This window comes from Janthinobacterium sp. PSPC1-1 (assembly GCF_049897625.1).
In the GTDB taxonomy this organism is placed as follows: domain Bacteria; phylum Pseudomonadota; class Gammaproteobacteria; order Burkholderiales; family Burkholderiaceae_D; genus Janthinobacterium; species Janthinobacterium tructae.
Window position 1 is genome coordinate 115,187 of record NZ_JAFCWP010000009.1, and the last position, 20,969, is coordinate 136,155.

Consider the following 20,969-nt stretch of genomic DNA (forward strand, 5'->3'; position numbering starts at 1 on the left):
GATTCCCATGACCACCAATTCCTCTCCTTCGTATCTGCAGCGCAGCCTGGCCGATCTGAAAAACTATGCGGGCCTGATCGGCGCTTTGCTCGCCATGTGCGTGCTGTTCTCGTTTGCCAGCGAAAACTTCTTTACCCTCGCCACCCTCAGCACCCTGTCGAACAACATCCCGACCCTGGTGGTGATGGCCGTCGGCATGACTTTTGTCCTGATCATCGGCGGCATCGACCTGTCCGTCGGTTCGGTGATGGCGCTGGCCGCTTCCGTGCTGTCGCTGGCCGTCGTGCACTGGGGCTGGCCTGTGTGGAGCGCGGCCCTGCTGGGCATGTTCGTCGCCGCCCTGTGCGGCGCGACGACCGGCCTGATTTCCGTCGGCTGGCGCATCCCCTCGTTCATCGTCTCGCTGGGCGTGCTGGAAATGGCGCGCGGCCTGGCGTATCAGGTGACCAATTCGCGCACGGAATACATCGGTAGCGCCGTTGACGGCATCAGCTCGCCCATCGCGTTTGGCCTGTCGCCGGCCTTCATCGCCGCCATCGCTATTGTTGTGATCGGCCACCTGGTGCTCACGCGCACGGTGCTGGGACGCCACTGGATCGGCATCGGCACGAATGAAGAAGCCGTGCGTTTGTCCGGCATCAATACGAAGCCGTCAAAAGTGCTGGTGTTTGCCTTGATGGGCTTTCTGGCCGGCGTGGGCGCCCTGTTCCAGGTCTCGCGCCTGGAAGCGGCCGACCCAAACGGCGGCGTGGGCATGGAATTGCAAGTGATCGCCGCCGTCGTGATCGGCGGCACGAGCCTGATGGGCGGGCGCGGTTCCGTCATCAGCACGTTTATCGGCGTGTTGATCATTTCCGTGCTGGAAGCGGGCCTGGCGCAGGTGGGCGTATCCGAACCCGTGAAACGTATCGTCACGGGTCTGGTGATCGTCGCCGCCGTGGTACTCGACACTTACCGCCGCCGCGGCGAGCGCGCATAATTACAGGAGAAAGCGCGGCCAATGGCAACCATCAAACAAGTGGCGCAGGCGGCGGGGGTGTCGTTTACCACCGTGTCGCACGTCCTCAACAATACCCGCCCCGTCAGCGACGCGGCGCGCCGCGCCGTGCTGGCGGCGGCGGAACAATTGCATTACGTGCCCAGCGCCCTGGCGCGCTCCTTGCGCAGCCGCAGCACGGGCACCATTGGCCTGATCATTCCGAATAATACGAATCCGTATTTTTCGGAAGTGGCGCGCGGCATCGAGGACAGCTGCTACGCGGCCGGCTACAGCGTGATCTTGTGCAATTCCGATGACGACCCCGTCAAGCAGCGCGACTACTTGAACGTGCTCTTGACCAAGCGCTGCGACGGCCTGATCCTGTCCGCGCTGGCCGACAGTGATGGCGAACTGCTGCGCAAGATGAAGGTGCCGGCCGTGCTGCTCGACCGCGCGCCCAGCGACCTGGCCATCGATGCCGTGGCCGTCGACAACCGCGCCGGCGGCGTGCTGGCCGCGCGCCATTTACTGGGGCTGGGACGCCGGCGCCTCGCTTGCATCGCCGGTCCCCGCGAAGTGAGCATTTCCAATGAGCGCATCGCCGGCGCGCGCAGCGCCATGGCGGACGCGGGCGTGGTCCTGGCCGACGCCCTGTGCCGCCATAGCGATTTCACGAGCGCGGGCGGCTATGCGGCCGCGCTGGATTTGCTGGCGTTGCCGCCAGACCAGCGCCCCGACGCCTTGTTCTGCTGCAATGACCTGATGGCTTTTGGTGCCCTGCGCGCCGCCGCCGAGCGGGGCATTGCCGTGCCCGTGGACCTGGCCGTGGTCGGCTTCGACGATATCGACCTGGCCAGCTTCGTGCATCCGGCCTTGAGCAGCGTGGCGCAAAACACGCGCGAACTGGGACACATCACGGCCGCCTGCCTGCTGGCGCGCATTGCCGACCCCACCTTGCCGCGCCAGCAGCGCAGCATCGCCCCCGAATTGCACGTGCGCGGTTCCAGCGTGGCCGCCACGGTAACTTCTGCTGTACCTACTTCTTCTCCTGCAACTGAACTGATGGGAATGACATCATGATCGTGGTTATCGGCAGCATCAATATGGACCTGGTCTTGCGCGTGCCGCGCATGCCCCTCCCCGGCGAAACCCTGACGGGCGGCGCGTTTCGCACCATTCCTGGCGGCAAGGGCGCCAACCAGGCCGTGGCCTGCGCGCGCCTCAGCGGCAAAGTGGCCGCCGGTGGCCAGCAAGTGGCCATGGTCGGCTGCGTGGGCGATGACGCGTTTGGTGTGACCCTGCGCGCGGCCCTGGTGGGTGACGGCATCATCGACAGCCACATCACCACCTTGCCCGGTGTCGCGTCCGGCATCGCCTCCATCCTGGTCGATGACAACGGCCAGAACAGCATCGTGATTGCCGGCGGCGCCAACGATCTGTTGAGCCCCGCGCACATCGACGCGGCCAAAGAGCTGATCGAGCAGGCCGATATCGTCGTGCTGCAGCTGGAAACGCCGATGGCCACCGTCGTGCACGCCATTAAACTGGCCCGTTCGCTGCGCAAGACGGTGGTGCTGAACCCGGCCCCGGCCGCCAGCCTGCCGGCAGGCGTGCTGGAACTGGTCGACTACCTGATTCCGAATGAAATCGAAGCGGCCATGCTGGCCGGCGTCAGCCCGCAAGGCGCGGATGCCAAGGCGCTGGCCGCCGCCCTGCAAAAGCTGGGCAGCGACAACGTCATCATCACGCTCGGCTCCAAGGGCGTGCACGCGGCCCTGTATGGCGGCGATTATGATTTCGCGGCCGAAGTGGTGCAAGCCGTCGACACGACGGCCGCCGGCGACACCTTCATCGGTGGTTTTGTCGCGGGCCTGGCGTCCGGCATGGACGAGGCGGAAGCGATTGGCCAAGGCCAGCGCGCAGCCGCCTGGAGCGTCACCAAGCCCGGTGCGCAAACCTCGATTCCCCACTTGCACGAGCTGTTCTGAGACCATGAAAAAAACACCACTGCTCAATATTGCTCTGTCGCAACTAATCGCATCGCTCGGTCATGGCGACATGCTCGTCATCGGCGACGCGGGCTTGCCGTCGCAGCCTGGCGTGCCCCTGATCGACCTGGCCCTGACGCGCGGCATTCCCGGCTTCATTGATACCGTGAACACGGTGCTGAGCGAAATGCAAGTGGAATACCATTTGCTCGCCAGCGAGTTACCGCAGCACAACCCGGCCATGGCGGCGCGGGTGGCGGCCCTGGCCTTGCCCGATGCGCGCCAGGTGACGCACGAGGAGTTCAAGCAATTGAGCAAGGGCGCGCGCGCCATCGTGCGTACGGGTGAGTGCAGTCCGTATGCCAACATCATTTTGGTGGCGGGCGTCGTGTTCTAGCGCAAATAATGGTGAAACTGTTTGCCAAAAACATCAACGTTATTGTCCTCACTGAAATAATTATCCTTCGGCAAAAGGGGCGGCTACAATAGCCTTACCCCTGCCAGCTCGGCAGTTTCCTGTGGTGTCCTGCCATGCCGATGAAAGCATCCGACGCTTTCCGCTGCTGTTTCAGTCTGCTGCTGTGCCTGGCCACGCCCGCCCGTGCGCTGGAACCTATCTCTTTGCAGCTCAATTTCACGCATCAGTTCCAGTTTGCCGGCTATTACGCGGCCATCGAGCAAGGGTATTACCGCGAGGCGGGGCTGGAGGTCAAGCTGGTTGAAGGCGGTGGCGGGCAGCTAGCCGAGGCAGCCGTGCTGACGGGCCAGGCCGAGTATGGCGTGGGCAACAGCACCTTGCTGCTCAGCCGGCTGGCGGGCAAGCCCGTGGTGGTGCTGGCTGTGGTGTTCCAGCATTCGCCCAGCGTGCTGCTGATGCGCCAGCATGGCGGCGCGCCCGACGTACGCAAGCTGGTGGGGGCGCCCGTGATGATCGGTGCGGCCGGCGATGTAGCTCTTGCATCTGATGAAGTATCGCTGTTCTTGCAGAAAATGGGCGTCGCGCCGCAGCAGATGCGCCACTTGCCGCCCAGCTACCGGATCGAGGATTTGATCGATGGCAAGGTCGACGCCATTGCCGCGTATTCCACCAACGAACCGGACTACCTGGACCGGGCGGGCTTTCCCTACTACCAGTTTACGCCGCGCACGGCCGGCATCGACTTCTACGGCGACAACCTGTTTACCAGCGAGTACGAACTGCGCCGCCATCCCGAGCGCGTCAAAGCGTTCCGCGCGGCCAGCCTGCGCGGCTGGCAATACGCGATGGCGCACCGCGAGGAAATGGCGCGTCTGATCCACGTCAAATACAGCCAGCGCCACGACCACGCGCATCTGCTGTACGAGGCGCAACAGATGGAATTGCTGCTGCAGCCCGTGCTGGTGGAACTTGGCTACATGAATCCCCAGCGCTGGCAGCATATCGCCGACACCTATGCCGCCATGGGCGTGCTGCCGCGCAATGCCACGGACAGCCGCGCCTACCAGGGCTTTTTGTATCGCCCCGTGCCGGGCGCCGACCTGGGCTGGCTGTATCTGTCGCTGGGCGTGGCGGGCAGCTTGCTGGCCGTGTCGGCCGCCTTTCACTTCAGCAACCTGGCACGCGAGCGCCGCCGTACGGAAGAAACCATCCGCCAGGGGGAATTGCGCTTTCGCACCATGTTCGAGGAAGCACCGATGGGCATCGCCCTGATCGATACCGTGAGCGGACAGTTTCTCGACATCAATCCGCGCTACCTGGCCATCGCCGGGCGCAGCCTGGAGCATATGAAGCGCTCGAGCTGGATGGAGATCAGCCATCCCGACGACGTGGCAGGCGAGCAGGCGCACGTGGCGCAGCTGCTGGCGCGGCGCATGCCGGGCTTTCGCCACGCCAAGCGCATCGTGCGTCCCGATGGCGACGTGGTGTGGGTCGATGCCTCGGTGACGGCCATCGCCACGGCCTGCCACGGTGGGCCGCACCACCTGTGCATGCTGGAAGATGTGACGGACAAGCGGCAAACGGAAGCGCTGATCTGGCAGCAAGCCAATTTCGATACCCTGACGCAGCTGCCGAACCGCCGCATGTTCCACGAGCGCCTGCGCCAGGCGCTGGCCCAGGGACGGCGCGATACGAGCCGCGTGGCCATCCTGTTCATCGACCTCGACCATTTCAAGGAAGTCAACGACACCCTCGGCCACCACCAGGGCGATATCTTGCTGATCGAAGCGGCGCGGCGCATCCGCGTGGGCGTGCGTGAGACGGATACGGTGGCGCGCCTGGGCGGCGATGAATTCACGGTGATCCTGTCCGATCTCGATGATCTGCAGCAAGTTGACCGCATCGCGCGGCAAATACTCGACGGCTTGCTGGCGCCGTTCTTGCTGGGGCAGGAGCAGGCCTTCGTCTCCGCCTCGATCGGCATCACCCTGTATCCGGACGATGCGGGCACGATCGAAGACTTGCTCAAGCATGCGGACCAGGCCATGTATGTCTCGAAAGGCGCGGGGCGCAACCGCTACAGTTATTTCACGCCCGCCATGCAGGTGGCGGCCGTCAACCGTATGCGCCTGGGGGCGGACTTGCGCACGGCCTTGCGCGAACAGCAGATGCAGCTGTATTACCAGCCCATCGTCGAGCTGCATGGCTGCACTATTGTCAAAGTGGAAGCTTTGCTGCGCTGGCACCATCCGCAGCGGGGCATCGTGTGCCCGCCGGATTTCCTGGCGCTGGCCGAGAGCAGCGGCTTGATCGTCGACATCGGCGACTGGGTGCTGCGCACGGCGGCTGCGCAACTGTTGCGCTGGCGCGCGCAGGGCCAGGCCATCGGCTTGCCGGGGCTGCAACTGTGCCTGAACCAGTCGCCGCTGGAGCTGCAGCGCGAAGTGGAGGCGCCCGGCACTTGGCTGCGCCAGCTGATGGCGCTCGATGTGCCGGCTTCGGCCATCGTGCTCGACATGCGCGAAGATGCGCTGCTGGGCGCCGGCAGCGGCAACGGCATGGCGCAGCGGCTGCAGCACTTGCGCGAGGCGGGCTTGCAGATCGCCCTGGACAACTTCGGCAGCGGCCCCGCCTCGCTGACGCAATTGCAGCAGTGCAGTATCGACTACCTGAAGCTCGACGGCGTGCTGGTGCGCAAGCTGGCGCCCGGTGCCAGCGAACTGGTGTTGTGCGAAGCCATCGTCACCATGGCGCACAGGCTGGGCTTGCAAGTCATCGCCGAAGGGGTGGAGACCGAAGAGCAGCGCGCGCGGCTGCTGGAAATCGGCTGCGATTTTGCGCAAGGCGAGCTGTTTGCGCCGCCGCTGGCCATCGAAGCGTTCGATGCGCTGCTGCATGCCCGGCGGCCCTTGCACCCTTGAAACAGGCGTGCCCTGCCACCAGATGTCCACTGGCCCTGCGGGACAGGGCTCCCGGCCTGAACGGGCTTATACTCGACAGGCTGGCGCCTGCGCCCGGCTCCAGCTGTCACCGGTTCGCGTCATGAACCGGGCGCGCAGGCAAACCTTCTTCCATTCACTCAACTCGAGGTGACCTCATGGGCATTTTCAGCAATATCTATAACAAAATCTTCCACCATGCGTCCGACGCTGCTCCGGCAGCCACGCCAGTGGCCGCTACCGACGCGCCAGCGGCGGCCGCACCGGCAGCCGCCGCTGCACCAGCGGTTGCCGTGCCGGTGGTGGACGTGGAAGTGGTGCTGGTCGACCTGGCCAGCAAGAACGCGGAAACACTCAATTGGCGCACGTCCATCGTCGACCTGATGAAATTGCTTCAACTCGACAGCAGCCTGGCTTCGCGCAAGGAACTGGCGCAAGAGCTGCACTTCGCGGGCGACACCAACGATTCGGCCAGCATGAATATCTGGCTGCACCGCCAGGTGATGATCAAGCTGGCGGAAAACGGCGGCAAGGTACCGGAAGAACTCAAAAACTAAAGACCCGGCGGCAGGAAGGGGAACCCTTTTTGTCGCTGTTCAATCCTGTGGGAACTGCCTATCATGGAGTTCCCATCATGTAACGATAGCTAAAACTAATTGAAACTATTGTTACAATCAATTTTGCATATGGGCTAAAACCCCTTACACTAGAGTCTTACTGATTCACCACACGAGAGGAAATGATTATGTCGCTCATCAATACCCAAGTTAAACCATTCAAGGCAACCGCATTCCACAATGGCAAATTCGTCGACCTGACGGAAGCGTCGCTGAAAGGCAAGTGGTCGGTATTCGTGTTCTACCCAGCCGACTTCACCTTCGTTTGCCCAACCGAACTGGAAGACCTGGCCGATCACCACGCCGAGTTCCAGAAGCTGGGCGTCGATGTCTACGGCATCTCGACCGACTCGCATTTCGCGCACAAAGCATGGCACGACACCTCGGACGCGATCAAGAAAGTGCAATACGCACTGATCGGTGACCCGACCGGTACCCTGTCGCGCAATTTCGAAGTCATGATCGAAGAAGAAGGCATGGCACTGCGCGGTACCTTCGTCATCAATCCAGACGGCTTCATCAAAGTGCTGGAAGTGCATGACAACGGCATCGGCCGTGACGCATCGGAACTGTTGCGCAAAGTTAAGGCAGCTCAATACGTTGCCGCTCACCCAGGCGAAGTTTGCCCAGCCAAATGGACGGAAGGCGCAGCAACGCTGACCCCATCGCTGGACCTGGTTGGCAAGATCTAAGTTTCGATGCACCACGTAGCAAACAAGTAGTTACCGCGATGCCGGACCGGGCGTCCGGCCCGGCATTCGCCTAAATATTTGTAAAGGAAGAAATAATCATGTTAGATGCAACCCTCAAAACCCAACTGAAATCCTACCTGGAAAAAGTGGTGTATCCGCTTGAGCTGGTCGCTTCTCTCGATGACAGCGCAAAAGCCCGCGAGATGAAGGAATTGCTCCAGGAGATAGTCCTGTTGAGCGACAAGATCACGCTGGTCGAGCGCCTTGACGCTGGCGTACGGGTGCCGTCGTTCAGCATCAACCGTACCGGCTCCGATATCGGCGTGCGTTTCGCCGGTGTGCCGCTGGGCCACGAATTTACCTCGCTGGTGCTGGCGCTGCTGCAAGTGGGCGGCCACACCATCAAGTTCGACGATGCTGTGATCGAGCAGATCCGCAACCTCGACGGCGATTACGAGTTTGAAACGTTTATTTCGCTCTCCTGCCATAACTGCCCGGAAGTGGTGCAGGCATTGAATGCCATGGCGGTGATCAACCCGCGCATCAAGGTCACCACCATCGATGGCGGCGTGTTCCCGAAAGAAGTGGAAGAGCGCCAGATCATGGCCGTGCCGATGATGTTCCTGAATGGCCAGCATTTTGGCCAGGGACGCACGAATGTCGAGGAAATCCTCGCCAAGCTCGACACCAACGCCGGCGCACGCCAGGCGGCAGCGTTGAGCAAGAAAGATGTATTTGATGTACTGATCGTCGGCGGCGGTCCTGCCGGCGCGGCAGCGGCCATCTACGCGGCCCGCAAAGGCATCAAGACGGGCGTGCTGGCCGAGCGTTTCGGCGGCCAGACCCTCGACACCATGGCCATCGAGAATTTTATTTCCGTCAAGGAAACCGATGGTCCGAAGTTTGCCATGGCGCTGGAACAGCACGTCAAGACCTATGACGTCGACATCATGAACACCCAGCGCGCCAGCAAGCTGACGCCAGGCAAGCTGATCGAGATTGAAACGGCGAATGGCGCCATCCTGAAAGCCAAAACCGTCATTCTGGCCACCGGTGCCCGCTGGCGCGAAATCAACGTGCCGGGCGAGAAGGAATACCGCAACCACGGTGTCGCCTACTGCCCGCACTGCGATGGCCCCTTGTTCAAGGGCAAGCGCGTGGCCGTGATCGGCGGCGGCAACTCGGGTGTGGAAGCGGCGATCGACCTGGCCGGCCTGGTAAAACACGTGACCCTGATCGAGTTCGGCGCGGAATTGCGTGCCGATGCGGTGCTGCAACGCAAGCTGCACAGCCTGCCTAACGTGACCGTGATCACCTCGGCGCAAACCACAGAGATCCACGGCGACGGCAAGATCGTCAATGGCCTGAGCTACACGGACCGGGTCAGCGGCGAGTCGAAAAAGGTCGAGCTGGAAGGCGTCTTCGTGCAAATCGGCCTGGTGCCGAACACGGAGTGGCTGAAGGGGACAGTGGCACTGTCGCGCCACGGCGAAATCGAAGTCGATGCCCGCGGCCAGACCTCGATCCCCGGCGTATTTGCGGCCGGCGACGTTACCACGGTGCCGTACAAGCAGATCATCATCGCCACCGGCGAAGGCGCCAAGGCAGCCCTGTCCGCCTTTGACCACCTGATCCGCTCGGACGACGAGGAAGTGGTTGAAGAAGCCGCAGTAAAAGAAGCGCTGACGGCATAAGCTGTCCAGCCGCAAAAAAAACCGGAAGCACCGCAAGGCGCTTCCGGTTTTTTTACGTGTAGAGGAGACTTAGCTGCCCGCGTACAGGGGATTGGCGGCGACATACACCTGCACGCCATCGACGGGCATGTCCTGCGGCGCGATCTCGCTCAGGGCGAATGTCGTTTGATGGTTAAAAGTTTGCACGTGCCAGGTAAAACGCTGGCCTGCGCGTGCGATGGTGACGGTTTCGCCGCGCGTGACGTTGATGTGGCGCGTGTCGGTCTGCAGCTCGATGCTGCGCTGGGCGGCGGCGTGCGGGGCGCTGCTGCCATAGTCGGCGGCCGTGCCCAGGGGGCCGGCTGCAATGGCCGAGGTGGCAAGGACGGCGCACAAAATCGCCAGGGCGCTGCGGTGGGTGTTCAACATAATTTCTCCAAGAATAAGCCATGCGCGGTGAGTAACCGTGCCGTGTTGTTGTCGTGGCTGCACCGGGATCGCCGGTTTTTGCAGCACGGCATCGTAAGCGTTTCTTGGGCGATTTGCAAAGTTGTATTTCCTGTCTATATTTCCACCGTCGCCGCCAGCGGCACGTCCGGCGCCAGGTGGCTGGTCAGCACGATGCACTGGCGCGCCAGGCGGGCCGGATCGGACAAGCGCTGGCGCAAGTACGCCATGGCGGATGCGTCGAGGCCATTGAACGGTTCATCGATCAGCAGCAATCGCACGGGCAAGGCCAGGGCCAGGGCCAGTTGCAGTTTTTTGTGCTGGCCCAGCGAGAGGGCGGTGATGCTTTGCTGCAAGGTGGACGTCAGGGCAAACGCGCTCAGCTCGTCGTTCAGCAGCGACTGGTCACTGCCCGGGTACAGGGCCAGGTGCAGGTCGAGAAATTCATGCACTTGCAGCCAGGGCAGGGCAGGCGCGTCGCCGCCGCAATAGAAGGCTTGCGCGCGGTAGGCCAGCGGCATGCAGCCGCTGTCGATGTCGTCCAGGCGGATGGCGCCGCGCGCGGGCAGCAGGGCGCCGCCCGCCAGTTTCAGCAAGGTCGTCTTGCCGGCCCCGTTCGCACCGCGCAGCCAGCTGATGCCGGGGCCGAATTGCAGATTGCAGCCCTGGAAGACGCTGTGCGTGGGGAAGTGAAAATCGAGGTGCTCGATGTGCAGGGTAGGAGAGGCATTCAATTCCATAATTCGCTTCCGATGGCGCTCAAGGCAAGGATGGACAGGACGACGAGGACGACTCTACCCCGCGCCGTGAGGCGGGGCAGGCCGACGATGGCCAGCAGGGCCACGCTGGCCGTGAGGGCGTAGACCGTGGTCACGCGCTGCTGCAAGGCGGCGGGATCGATGCAGTACAACAAGACGCCAGCACCCAGCAACACGGCAAACGGCGGCAGCAGGCTGGCGGCGCAAGCCAGGCGCGTCAAGGCCGTGTTGGCCAGGGGCCATGCGTTCAACGATGGACGCAGCACGGCGATCTGCTCGCGCACGGCCTTGTCGCCGCGGTCCGTCACAATGACCAGGCTGGCGCTGGCCAACAAACCGAGTAGCGGTGCTGGCACCAGGGGTGCGCGCAGCAGCCAGGCCAGCATGCTGGCGCCAGCCGTGACCAGCAGCACGCTTTGCTGGATGCCAATCACATTGTCATTGCGCCAGAACGGCAGCCAGAACAGCTGGCGCCACAGGAACACAGTGCGCCAGCGGGGAGGCTGCGGCACATAGGCCGTCATCGTGGGCGGGCGCGCCCTGTATGCGGGGCGCGGGGCGCGCAGGCGCTGCGCCACGATGAGTGTCGTCAGCAGCCAGGCCACCAGCCAGGCGGCGATGGTGGCGGCCATGCCGGGCACGACAACCGGGCGTAACCAGGGCGGCGACTGTAGCAGCCAGATGCTGGTCGAGACGGCATAGGCGAGGCCCAGCGGCAGCATCAACAAACCGGCCACGGCCACATCGGCTTGCCAGCGCAAACGCGTCGGCAAGGGCAGCTGGCGCAGCCAGGCGGCGGTATTCGCCGGCAACAGGCGCTTGCGCAGCAGCCAGGCGGGCAGGCAGGTCAGCAGGACTTGCGCGCCGACCACGCCCAGGGCGGCGGGCCAGGGCAGGGTGACGGCGAGAAAGCCGGGCAGGGCGATGACGCTGAGTAAGCCCAGCAGGACGGGACCGGCCAGGAACACGAGGATTTCCATGGAACTGGCCAGGCTGGCGGCAAATTGCAACAAAGCATGATGGGCCAGGCGCAAGCGCAGGACGAGGTAGGGGGAAAGACTGTGGGGCAGGCGCATCAGGCTGGAGCTGCAGAGTCAGGAGGAGCGCTGATTCTAACAGCCGGGGTCAGACCCCCGGACAAGTTAGCGTTGAGCTTGACGTTGGCGGTGTTGAGGGTCTGACCCCAGAATGGGAAAAGCCCTTCGGTTCAGAGAACCAAAGGGCTTTTCTTTTATTGGCGGAGCGGACGGGACTCGAACCCGCGACCCCCGACGTGACAGGCCGGTATTCTAACCAACTGAACTACCACTCCAAGCTCGTATGATCTGTGTTGCTGATCCATGAAGCACTGGATAATTTTCTGTATTGGTGGTGGGTGCTGAGAGGCTCGAACTCCCGACCTACGCCTTGTAAGGGCGCCGCTCTACCAACTGAGCTAAGCACCCGCATACCCAGAAAACTATCCCGACGTTTGTCACCACGTCTGGAAGAGGCACTATTATAGGGGGCGCTTTCGTGCTTGTGCAACTATTCTTGAGGGGGAAAAGCAGTTTTTTTGCTGAAAAGTGCAAAAATGTTCAAGCAAGGGAGTACGGACGTGTTTTTGGCTGCTGAAATGGGAAAAGCCCTTCGGTTCAGAGAACCAAAGGGCTTTTCTTTTATTGGCGGAGCGGACGGGACTCGAACCCGCGACCCCCGACGTGACAGGCCGGTATTCTAACCAACTGAACTACCACTCCAAGCTCGTATGATCTGTATTGCTGATCCATGAAGCACTGGACAGTTTTCTGATTTGGTGGGTGCTGAGAGGCTCGAACTCCCGACCTACGCCTTGTAAGGGCGCCGCTCTACCAACTGAGCTAAGCACCCGTTGCTTGTCTCAGAAAACCATCCCGACGTTTGTCACCACGTCTGGAAGAGGCGCTATTATAGGATGGCTAAAATCCTTCTGCAAGCGCTTTTTTCACATTATTCCGTGATATTCCATTGGGAGAGCATCCACGCCATATTAAACGCATTCTCGGCGATGGCGTTGTAGCGGCCCGAGGCACCGCCGTGGCCGGCGCCCATATTCGTTTTCAGCAGCAAGGGATTGCTGTCCGTCTTGTACGCGCGCAGCTTGGCCACATATTTTGCCGGTTCCCAGTACATGACCTGGCTATCGTTCAGGCCCGTCGTCACCAGCATGGCCGGATAATTCTTACGCGCAATGTTGTCGTAAGGCGAGTAGCTGAGCATGTAGTCGTAGGCCGCCTTCTGGTTCGGGTCGCCCCATTCCAGGTATTCGCCCGTCGTCAGGGGCAGGCTGGCGTCCATCATGGTGTTCATCACGTCGACGAACGGTACGGCCGCGTGCACGGCATGGAACAGGTCGGGGCGCATGTTGACGACGGCGCCCATCAGCAAGCCGCCGGCGCTGCCGCCCTGGATGATCAGCCGGTTCGGGCTGGTCCATTTTTCGCGCACCAGGTAGTCGGCGCTGTCGATGAAGTCATTGAAGGTGTTTTTCTTCTTCATCAGCATGCCGTCTTCATGCCAGGCTTCGCCCATGTCCGTGCCGCCGCGGATATGCGCCTGCGCATAGATGACGCCCCGCTCCAGCAGGCTGATGCGGCTGATGGCAAAACTGGCTTCCGTGGAAATGCCATACGAGCCATACGAGTACAGCAGCAGCGGCGCAGAACCGTCGAGCTTGACGCCCTTCTTGTAGACGATCCACAGCGGCACTTGCACGCCATCGCGCGCTGTCACCCACAGGCGCTGCGTGGTGTAGCGGCTGCCGTCAAAGCCGCCGACGATTTCCTGCTGTTTCAGTACCGTGCGTTTGCCGTCCTGCATGTTGACGTCGATGACGGTGGGCGGCGTGACGGGCGACTGGTAGGACATGCGAAATTGCGTGGCGGAAAATTGCGGCGTGCCGGCCGCCGTGGCCAGGTAGACGGGGTCGTCGAACTGCACCGTCTTCCAATTCTTGTGCGCAAAATCATAGATGCGCGCGCGGTTCAGGGCACGCGCCTTTTCCATCACCACCAGGTAGCCCTGGAACACGTCGATGGACTGGATCACGGCGTCCTTGTTGTGCGGCACGACGGGTTTCCAGTGTTTCGGCTGTGGCGCAGACAGCGGTGCGCTGACGACGCGGAAATTCTTCGCCTCCTTGTTGGTCAGAATATACAGCTGGCCGTCGCGGTGTTCGACGCCGTAGCGGTGGCCTTTTTCGCGTTTCAGCACGCTCTGGAAATTGCCTTCCGGCTTGTTCGTTGGCAACAGCAGCACTTCGCTGGTATCCGTGCTGCGCGCGGTGAGCACAAAGTAGCGCTGGTCGCGCGTGCGGCCCACGTTGATGGCGAATTGTTCCAGCGGCTCGTGGTAGACCTGCTGCGGCGTGCCGCCCAGGGCCAGGCGGAACAAACGGTCCGAACGCTTGGTGGTGGCGTCTTCCTGCGTCAGCATCAGCGTGGCATTGTCCGCCGCCCAGGCCAGGGACGTGACACGCGGCATGGTGTCGCCCAGCAACTTGCCCGTCTTCAAATCCTTGACATGCAGCTCGTACTGGCGGAAACCCGTCGTGTCGGTGGTGTAGGCCAGTAGTTGCTCATTCGGGCTGATGGCAAACGCGCGCACGGCAAAGAATTTGTGGCCTTCGGCCAATTGATTCTGATCCAGCAAGACTTCTTCGACCGCCTGCGCATCGTAGGCGCCATGTGCACCGACAGGGCGGCGGCAATGCAGCGGGTATTGCTTGCCCGCTTCCGTGCGCGTGTAATAGTAAAAGTTACCCTGGCGCGCAGGCACGGACAGGTCCACTTCCTGCATGCGGCCCTTGATCTCCGCAGTCACCTTGTCGGCCAGCGGCTGGATCGGGGCCGTGACGGCCGCCGTGTAGGCGTTTTCCGCATTCAGGTAATCGATCACGGCAGGATCAGTCTTCTTTTGCAGCCAGCGGTAGTCGTCCGTGACGAGCGTGCCGTGGCGCGTTTCTTGCCAGGCTGTCTTGGCGGCGACAGGGGCGGCGACAGGGGCGGCGGCATCGGCGGCCAGCGCTGGCGCCAGCGTGGACAGCAGGATGGATGAGCAGACGGCCAGGTGGCGCAAAGCTTGATGTGCTGTAGACAAGGGAACTCCTTTTTATAGTCGTGTCAGGATTGTAATCTTGCCATTGAGAAAAGCAACTGCGGTGCCCGTGCGTTTCAACTTGCATCCACGGGCATTTCCAGCGATACTGTATATAACTACAGTGTCCTGCCGCGAGGTGTCCTTGACCACATCTGCCTCCCCACTTCCCGAGCCACCCGTCGCCCGCCGCTGGATTGCTCACCTGGACATGGATGCCTTCTTTGCCTCCGTGGAATTGCTGAAATATCCGCAATTGCGCGGCGAAGCCGTCGTCATCGGCGGCGGCCGGCTGCAGCAACCGGTGCTGCAGGAAGATGGCACGCGGCAGTTTGCGCGCATGCGCGATTACGTGGGGCGCGGCGTCGTCACCACGTCGACCTATGCGGCGCGCAAGTTCGGCGTATTTTCCGCCATGGGCATCATGAAAGCGGCCAAGCTGGCGCCCGACAGCATCCTGCTGCCAGCCGATTTCGAGGCCTACCGTGAATACTCCGCCCGCTTCAAGCAAGCCGTGGCCCATCTGTGCCCCATCATCCAGAACGTGGGCATCGATGAAATCTATGTCGACCTGACGGAATACGGCGAGCAGGCGCCGGCCATGGCGGCGCGTCTGAAGGCGGCCGTGTTTGAGGCGACGGGCCTGTCGTGCTCGGTCGGCCTGGCGCCCAACAAATTGCTGGCAAAAATCTGTTCCGACCTGGAAAAGCCCGATGGCTTGACCATTTTGTCGCCCGAGGATATCGAAACCAGGGTCTGGCCCTTGCCGGCGAAAAAAATCAATGGCATCGGTCCGAAAGCGACGGCCAAGCTCGAAGCGCTGGGCATCGTCACCATCGGCGAGCTGGCGCGGGCCGACATGGCCATGCTGCGCACGCAGTTCGGCGACCTGTACACGGGCTGGCTGCGCCAGGCGGCGCTGGGCCTCGACGAGCGGCCCGTGCAGACGAGCCGGGAAACCAAGTCCGTCAGCCGCGAAACGACGTTCGAGCGCGACTTGCAGGTGGTGCGCGACCGCGCCACCCTGTCGGAAAAGCTGGAAAGCCTGTGCACACGCGTGGCGGGCGACCTGGATAAACAATCGCTGGCGGGGCGCACGGTGGGCATCAAGCTGCGCTTCGAGGATTTCAGCACCGTCACGCGCGACATCACCCTGCCCAGCGCCACGGCGGACGCCACCGCCATCCTGCGCGCCAGCCGAGATTGTCTGCGGCGCGTGCCATTTGACAAGAAAATTCGCCTGCTGGGCGTGCGTATCTCGACCTTGTCCGATCCGGCCGTTATCACTCGGCAGGCGCCGGCCCAGGCGGAGCTGTTTCCCGCCCTGTAGCGGCATTCCCTATTGATTACAAGCATCGCGCCAGTCCGCGCTTTTGACGGCATTCCCGTGTCGAAAGTGTAGAATGGCGTTCCCCTGGCACTACTGAAACAAACGGAAGACAAAAACTATGTGGTTCAAGAATCTTCAGATTTACCGCCTGCCCGCACCATGGGCTTATACGCCAGAACAACTGGAAGAGGCCTTGTCCTCGAACAAATTTACGCCGGCGACCAGCATGGATCTGATGCGCCAGGGCTGGGATACGCCACGCCCGAATGGCGGTCTGGTGCATGTGGTCAACAAGCAGATGCTGATCTTGCTGGGCACGGAAAAGAAACTGTTGCCAGCGACCGTCATCAACCAGGTGGCCAAGGCCCGCGCTGCCGAGATGGAAGAAGCGCAAGGCTTTGCGCCGGGTAAAAAGGCCATGAAAGAATTGAAGGAGCGCGTGGCCGACGAGTTGCTGCCGCGCGCCTTCAGCATCCGCAGCAATGTCTGGACCTGGATCGACCCCGTCAATGGCTGGCTGGTGGTCGATGCCGCCAGCCCGGCAAAAGCCGATGAAGTCATCAAGCTGCTGTTGAAAGCCGTCGATAAACTGCCGCTGGAAAGCCTGCGCGTGCAGCGCTCGCCCGTGGCGGTGATGACGGAATGGCTGCAGGCCGACGATGCGCCTGCCGGCTTCACGGTCGATATGGACACGGAATTGCGCGCCACGGGCGAGAGCAAGGCCACCGTGCGCTATGTGCGCCACACCCTGGAAGCGGACGACGTGCGCCGCCACATCGCGGCCGGCAAGCAGTGCACGCGCCTGGCCATGACGTGGAACGACAAGATCTCGTTCGTGCTGACGGAGTCCCTGGCCATCAAGAGCGTCAAGCCGCTGGACGTGATCAAGGAAACGGAATCGAGCACGAAGAACGACGACGAGCGTTTCGACGGCGACCTGATGCTGATGACGGGCGAGCTCGCCAAGCTGATGGCCGATGTGGTCGAAGCTTTGGGCGGTGAAGCAACTGCATAAAAGCAGTTGTACAGGTACGGAAAAGGAGCTGCCGCTCCTTTTTTTACGCCTGTGGAATATGTTGCTGCATAAAAAAAAGCGCCTTGCACGGTGAGTGCAAGGCGCTTTCGAAGCCAGCTAATTCAAGTTTTTATATTAGAACTTGTACGAACCGGTGATGTAGAACGTGCGCAGCATCGGATCGGCGTAACGCGGATCGAAGCCAACCTGGTGGCCGGACGACGCACGCAGCGACAGCGGCGGATTGCGGTCAAACAGGTTCTTGATACCGGCACGGATCGACGTTTTGTTGTTGATCGCGTAGCGGCCTTGCCAATCGAAGGTGATGTGCGACGGCACGTCCAGGCGGATTGTTTCTACGCCTTTGGTCTCGACGTTGTACACCTCGGTCAGGGCATCGGTGTAGCCATTGCGATAGTTCATCACCATCGTGTTGCTCAGCTTGCCGGTGTCCAGCGTGGCGGTCAGCTTGATCAGATCGCGGAACGTCACGGCCTGGTTGATGCCGTAGATGTTCAGGCTGCTGGTCCAGTCGTTACGCGTACCTGGCACGGTGTAGTCTGCCTTGAGCATGTGGGTGCCGTTCAGGTTCACGGTCAGGTTGCCGAAGTCCAGCTTCTTGCGCGCCGTCATGTCCCAGTCGATACCACGGTTATGCATTTGGCCGATGTTCATGGCCAGCGACTTGAATGCATAGAATGCCTTCGGGCTTTCCGCCGGCGTGAACATGGTGAAGTAATCCTTGTATTTTTCCGGATTCGAGAAGGCCAGCGATTCGGCCACCGACGATACGGCGTCAAAGATTTTCACATCCCACAGGTCGGCACCGAACGAGAAGCTCGAGTTAGGCTCGACACGGAAACCGGCCGTGAATTGCTTCGACGTTTCCGATTTCAGGTCAGGATTACCACCGGACAGGCGGTTGTATTGCTTTTTGCTGTCCTGGCAGCCTGCGGTACCCGGGAACGGGCAGTCATACGAGGTGGCGGTGAAGCCGGAGCTGACCAGTGGCTGGCCCAGGTCCAGCATGCTTGGCGCCTTGAAGCCTGTGCCGTAGGAGCCGCGGATCAACAACGATTGCACTGGCTGCCAGCGTGCCGACACTTTGTAGGTCGACGCGCTTTCGCTCTTGCCGGTAGTGGTGTGGGTCAAGCCATTGTCGACTGCCGACACATTGTCCAGTCGCGCGCCGATGGTTACTTCCACGGTCTTGGTGACAGGGGCCAGCAATTCGGCGAAGACACCATACGTTTTGCGGCTCAGGTCATAAGCCTTCTTGCTTTCAAAGCCATAGATGGTGTCCTTGGTGGCACCGGCATCTGGCGTTTGCTCGTAGCTGTATTCGCGGTAGTCGCCGCCGATGCCGATGTTGGCCATACCGCCTGGCAAGCTAAACACTTCACGCGAACCATGCGCATCCACGCCGCGCAGGGTGGTCGATGCGGTACGCACGGAACCGCTGAATTGCGAGTCGTTGATCAGTTGCTGAATCGCGGCCGATTGTTGGCCTGGCAACGCCAAGGGATTGAAATCCTTGTTGTTGAGCAAGGACAGGAGGTTCCCGCGTTTGGCATAGCCGCCGACGTAGCGCTCGTTGATCGCGTTTTTCGACCATGTCAGGCCGCTGCTGTAGTTCCAGCCGGCGAACTCGCCTTCGACGCCCACCACCAGATGCTTGGTGTCGGTAATCGACTGGCTGGCACGCGGGCCCCAGTCGACGAGGCGGTAGTTGGCGATGACCGACGACAGGCCGTCTTGCTGGGCCGTCGTCAGGCCAGGCTGGATATATTGGCCGTAGCTAGGCAATTGCGTGATCTTGCCGGTGTCTGGATCGCGGTTGAACAGCGTGATCGGCACCGGATTGGCGGCGATACGCGCCGTCAGGTCATAGTGCGACAGCGCCACTTCGGCAAAGGCCGTCATGTCGTCCGAGACCTTGTAGCTGGCGCGGGTAAACAGGCTGTCGCGCTTCGATTGCGGCACGATTTCCACCATCGAGGCGCCATCGAAACCGCATGCATTGGTATTCGTCTGCAAGACATAGCTTTGCGGTGCGCAATCGCCGTTGGCCTGTTTGTAGGGATTGTAGGTATAGCCCTTGGTCGGCTTGTTGTCCTTGAAGGACAGCGCGACGTTGGCCGGAGCTGCGGACGTGCTGGTATTGTTGTAGACGTAGTTCTTGCCGTTGCGGCTGAACGGAATGTAACCGCTGCGGGCGAACGAGCGGTCGGTGGCGCGCACTTTCTCTTGCTCGTCGTGACGATAGCTGACCATCACGTTGTAGCGGTCTTCATCCAGATTACCGAAACCGTAGGTGATGTTGGTATTCCAGCTATTGCCGCCGCCGCTGTGTTCGGGCGCGGTGTAGGTGGCTTCGACGTTGCCGCCTTGCATGTTCTTCTTCAGGATGAAGTTAATCACGCCGGCAATGGCGTCCGAGCCGTACAGGGCCGAGGCGCCGTCGGTCAGGATTTCGACACGTTCAACCGCGCTCATCGGGATGGCGTTCAGGTTGACTGTATTGTCGGCGCCTTGTGGCGCAATGCGGCGGCCGTTCAGCAGGACCAGGGTATAGCTTTCGCCGATGTCATGGATCGAGGCGCTGGTACGACCACCGGAATCGGAACCGGCTGCCGTGGCGCCGATCTGGAAACCTTGCATGGCAGGCAGATTTTGTACCAGGTCGGCAATCGTGGTGGCGCCGGTCTTGGCGATCGCTTCGAGCGACAGACGCTGCACTGGCAGTGCGCCTTCGACGGCAATACGCTTGATGCTCGAACCGGTAATTTCAACTTTTTGAATTGCTTCGTCCGCCATGGATTGGCCAGAGAACAAGACGCTGCCTGCCAGGACGGTCAGGGCCAGGCGTACGCTGCGCACGCCAATTTTTTCTTTAAATGCCATTGTAACAATTACTCCGTAGTAGTTTTAATAACGACAAGCGGTACACGAGCACGTATCCAGCCATCGGATAGATGACCAGCGGTGCTCGTGTACGGTAGGTGGAACCACGTCGGTGGGAGGTGGAAGACTACGTAGTGCAATATTGTTATAAATGCACTTATTGCTTGTCGAGGCGAACATTATGTCGTCTCAGCAAGAAAAAATGCACCTAAACCGTGTCAGATTTGGCAATAAATTATAGATACAGAAGAATATTTAAGCAAATTGTTAAATCACAGTTTTATATTTATAAATATCGGTGTTTTTATAAATGATAGCTGGTGTTTTTTTACAACATAAAATTATTGTATTGGCAATTTGATGTTTTACCTATAATAATTCGATGAAATCTGTTGTATTGCTGAATTTATGAAAAGTGAAAAACGTAAAAAAAGCCCGTCGAAAACGGGCTTGTTGAATTGTGACAGGATGTTAGTCAGACCGTTTTCCAGTCTGCTTTTTGCATCCTGCCTGCCATCGGCTTACAAGGGCTGGAACACGCCGGCGGCGCGGTTCTTTTGCACATTGTCCCAGGCGAAGATCTGGCCATTCATGGCCACGTACACGCCGGCTGGCAAGGTTTGCGCCACGCCGCAGGCAAAGCCCAGGTTGAACAGGGCATCGGAATTGTCGATTTCGTAGGGAATCATGGCGCCCGTCAAAATCACCGTTTGCTGCAGGTTCGCCGCGCCCAGCACTTGCGCCGTCTCGCGCATGGTGTCGGTGCCGTGGATGATGACGATGGCTTTTTCCTGTGCCGCGCGGCACGAGGCCAGCACGCGCTGGCGGTCCGCATCCTGCATGTCGAGCGAATCGAGCAGGGGCAGTTGCTCCAATGCGACGGGTGCCGTCATGCGCGCGCGGGCAATCGCTGCCGGCAAATGACTGTCGGAAAAGCCCAGGGTACCGTTCAATTCGTTGTAGTGTTTGTCGAAAGTGCCGCCGGTGGCGAGTATGCGCAAAGTCATGATGTGGTCACGATGTCAGTGGAGAATGACGCGCATGATAGCGTGGATTGTGTGCCTTGCGTGAATGGCGGGCCGTTGCAGATCGCATC

16 protein-coding genes and 4 tRNA genes are annotated in these 20,969 nt (G+C 61.0%); 10 read left to right on the forward strand and 10 right to left on the reverse strand.

Annotation, left to right across the window (positions count from 1 at the left end; translation table 11 throughout):
* Nucleotides 1–7 precede the first annotated feature (7 nt).
* The 8 genes from ACP7EG_RS23750 (at nt 8) to ahpF (ending at nt 9,327) form a co-directional block, all read left to right on the forward strand.
* Nucleotides 8–979 carry an ABC transporter permease gene (locus tag ACP7EG_RS23750; protein ID WP_426089549.1) on the forward strand — a complete coding sequence of 324 codons (972 nt, stop codon included), beginning with the start codon at nt 8–10 and terminating at the stop codon, nt 977–979.
* Nucleotides 980–1,000: 21 nt separating this feature from the next.
* Entirely contained in the window at nt 1,001–2,059 is a 1,059-nt protein-coding gene (locus tag ACP7EG_RS23755) for a LacI family DNA-binding transcriptional regulator (protein ID WP_426089550.1), read from the forward strand.
* Nucleotides 2,056–2,967 (forward strand): ribokinase, encoded by a 912-nt coding sequence (rbsK, locus tag ACP7EG_RS23760; RefSeq protein WP_426089551.1) that lies wholly within the window; start codon nt 2,056–2,058, stop codon nt 2,965–2,967. Before ACP7EG_RS23755 ends, rbsK begins: the two co-directional genes overlap by 4 nt.
* Nucleotides 2,968–2,971: 4 nt before the next feature.
* Nucleotides 2,972–3,364, forward strand: a complete 393-nt coding sequence (gene rbsD / locus ACP7EG_RS23765; RefSeq protein ID WP_426089552.1) for a D-ribose pyranase — start codon at nt 2,972–2,974, stop codon at nt 3,362–3,364.
* 134 nt (nt 3,365–3,498) lie between these two features.
* Nucleotides 3,499–6,306 (forward strand): EAL domain-containing protein, encoded by a 2,808-nt coding sequence (locus tag ACP7EG_RS23770; protein WP_426089553.1) that lies wholly within the window; start codon nt 3,499–3,501, stop codon nt 6,304–6,306.
* Between the two features lie 176 nt (nt 6,307–6,482).
* Complete coding sequence (locus ACP7EG_RS23775; RefSeq protein ID WP_426089554.1) at nt 6,483–6,881, forward strand: DUF3597 domain-containing protein; 399 nt, start codon at nt 6,483–6,485, stop codon at nt 6,879–6,881.
* A gap of 188 nt (nt 6,882–7,069) precedes the next feature.
* The gene (ahpC, locus tag ACP7EG_RS23780; RefSeq protein ID WP_034780873.1) at nt 7,070–7,633 is read left to right on the forward strand and encodes an alkyl hydroperoxide reductase subunit C; all 564 of its coding nucleotides are present in this window, start codon (nt 7,070–7,072) and stop codon (nt 7,631–7,633) included.
* A gap of 98 nt (nt 7,634–7,731) precedes the next feature.
* Nucleotides 7,732–9,327, forward strand: coding sequence for an alkyl hydroperoxide reductase subunit F (gene ahpF, locus ACP7EG_RS23785; protein WP_096232554.1), 1,596 nt, complete (start codon nt 7,732–7,734; stop codon nt 9,325–9,327).
* Nucleotides 9,328–9,396: 69 nt separating this feature from the next.
* Here the strand turns inward: ahpF and ACP7EG_RS23790 are convergent, their stop codons facing one another.
* From ACP7EG_RS23790 to ACP7EG_RS23825, 8 genes are all read right to left on the reverse strand, one after another.
* On the reverse strand, nt 9,397–9,735 hold the full coding sequence (locus tag ACP7EG_RS23790; protein WP_426089555.1) for a CzcE family metal-binding protein: 339 nt from the start codon (nt 9,733–9,735) through the stop codon (nt 9,397–9,399).
* Between the two features lie 134 nt (nt 9,736–9,869).
* On the reverse strand, nt 9,870–10,493 hold the full coding sequence (locus tag ACP7EG_RS23795) for an ABC transporter ATP-binding protein (protein WP_426089556.1): 624 nt from the start codon (nt 10,491–10,493) through the stop codon (nt 9,870–9,872).
* On the reverse strand, nt 10,484–11,587 hold the full coding sequence (locus ACP7EG_RS23800) for a hypothetical protein (protein ID WP_426089557.1): 1,104 nt from the start codon (nt 11,585–11,587) through the stop codon (nt 10,484–10,486). Before ACP7EG_RS23800 ends, ACP7EG_RS23795 begins: the two co-directional genes overlap by 10 nt.
* 159 nt (nt 11,588–11,746) lie before the next feature.
* A tRNA-Asp gene (locus ACP7EG_RS23805) sits at nt 11,747–11,823 on the reverse strand.
* 57 nt (nt 11,824–11,880) lie between these two features.
* A tRNA-Val gene (locus tag ACP7EG_RS23810) sits at nt 11,881–11,956 on the reverse strand.
* 217 nt (nt 11,957–12,173) lie between these two features.
* Nucleotides 12,174–12,250, reverse strand: a tRNA-Asp gene (locus ACP7EG_RS23815).
* Nucleotides 12,251–12,304: 54 nt separating this feature from the next.
* Nucleotides 12,305–12,380: transfer RNA gene (locus ACP7EG_RS23820), tRNA-Val, on the reverse strand.
* Between the two features lie 99 nt (nt 12,381–12,479).
* Nucleotides 12,480–14,627: a S9 family peptidase gene (locus tag ACP7EG_RS23825; RefSeq protein ID WP_426089558.1), complete on the reverse strand. Its 2,148-nt coding sequence runs from the start codon at nt 14,625–14,627 to the stop codon at nt 12,480–12,482.
* Between the two features lie 142 nt (nt 14,628–14,769).
* Between ACP7EG_RS23825 and dinB the strand changes: the two genes are divergently transcribed.
* Both dinB and ACP7EG_RS23835 read left to right on the forward strand, forming a co-directional pair.
* Nucleotides 14,770–15,954: a DNA polymerase IV gene (gene dinB / locus ACP7EG_RS23830; RefSeq protein ID WP_426089559.1), complete on the forward strand. Its 1,185-nt coding sequence runs from the start codon at nt 14,770–14,772 to the stop codon at nt 15,952–15,954.
* A gap of 118 nt (nt 15,955–16,072) precedes the next feature.
* On the forward strand, nt 16,073–16,969 hold the full coding sequence (locus ACP7EG_RS23835; RefSeq protein WP_071075042.1) for a recombination-associated protein RdgC: 897 nt from the start codon (nt 16,073–16,075) through the stop codon (nt 16,967–16,969).
* 135 nt (nt 16,970–17,104) lie between these two features.
* On the opposite strand, the gene ACP7EG_RS23840 is transcribed toward ACP7EG_RS23835, so the two are convergent.
* Together ACP7EG_RS23840 and ACP7EG_RS23845 are read right to left on the reverse strand one after the other, a co-directional pair.
* Entirely contained in the window at nt 17,105–19,873 is a 2,769-nt protein-coding gene (locus ACP7EG_RS23840) for a TonB-dependent receptor plug domain-containing protein (RefSeq protein ID WP_426089560.1), read from the reverse strand.
* A 521-nt stretch (nt 19,874–20,394) separates the two neighbouring features.
* Nucleotides 20,395–20,880: an asparaginase domain-containing protein gene (locus tag ACP7EG_RS23845; RefSeq protein WP_034781194.1), complete on the reverse strand. Its 486-nt coding sequence runs from the start codon at nt 20,878–20,880 to the stop codon at nt 20,395–20,397.
* Nucleotides 20,881–20,969: the final 89 nt, after the last annotated feature.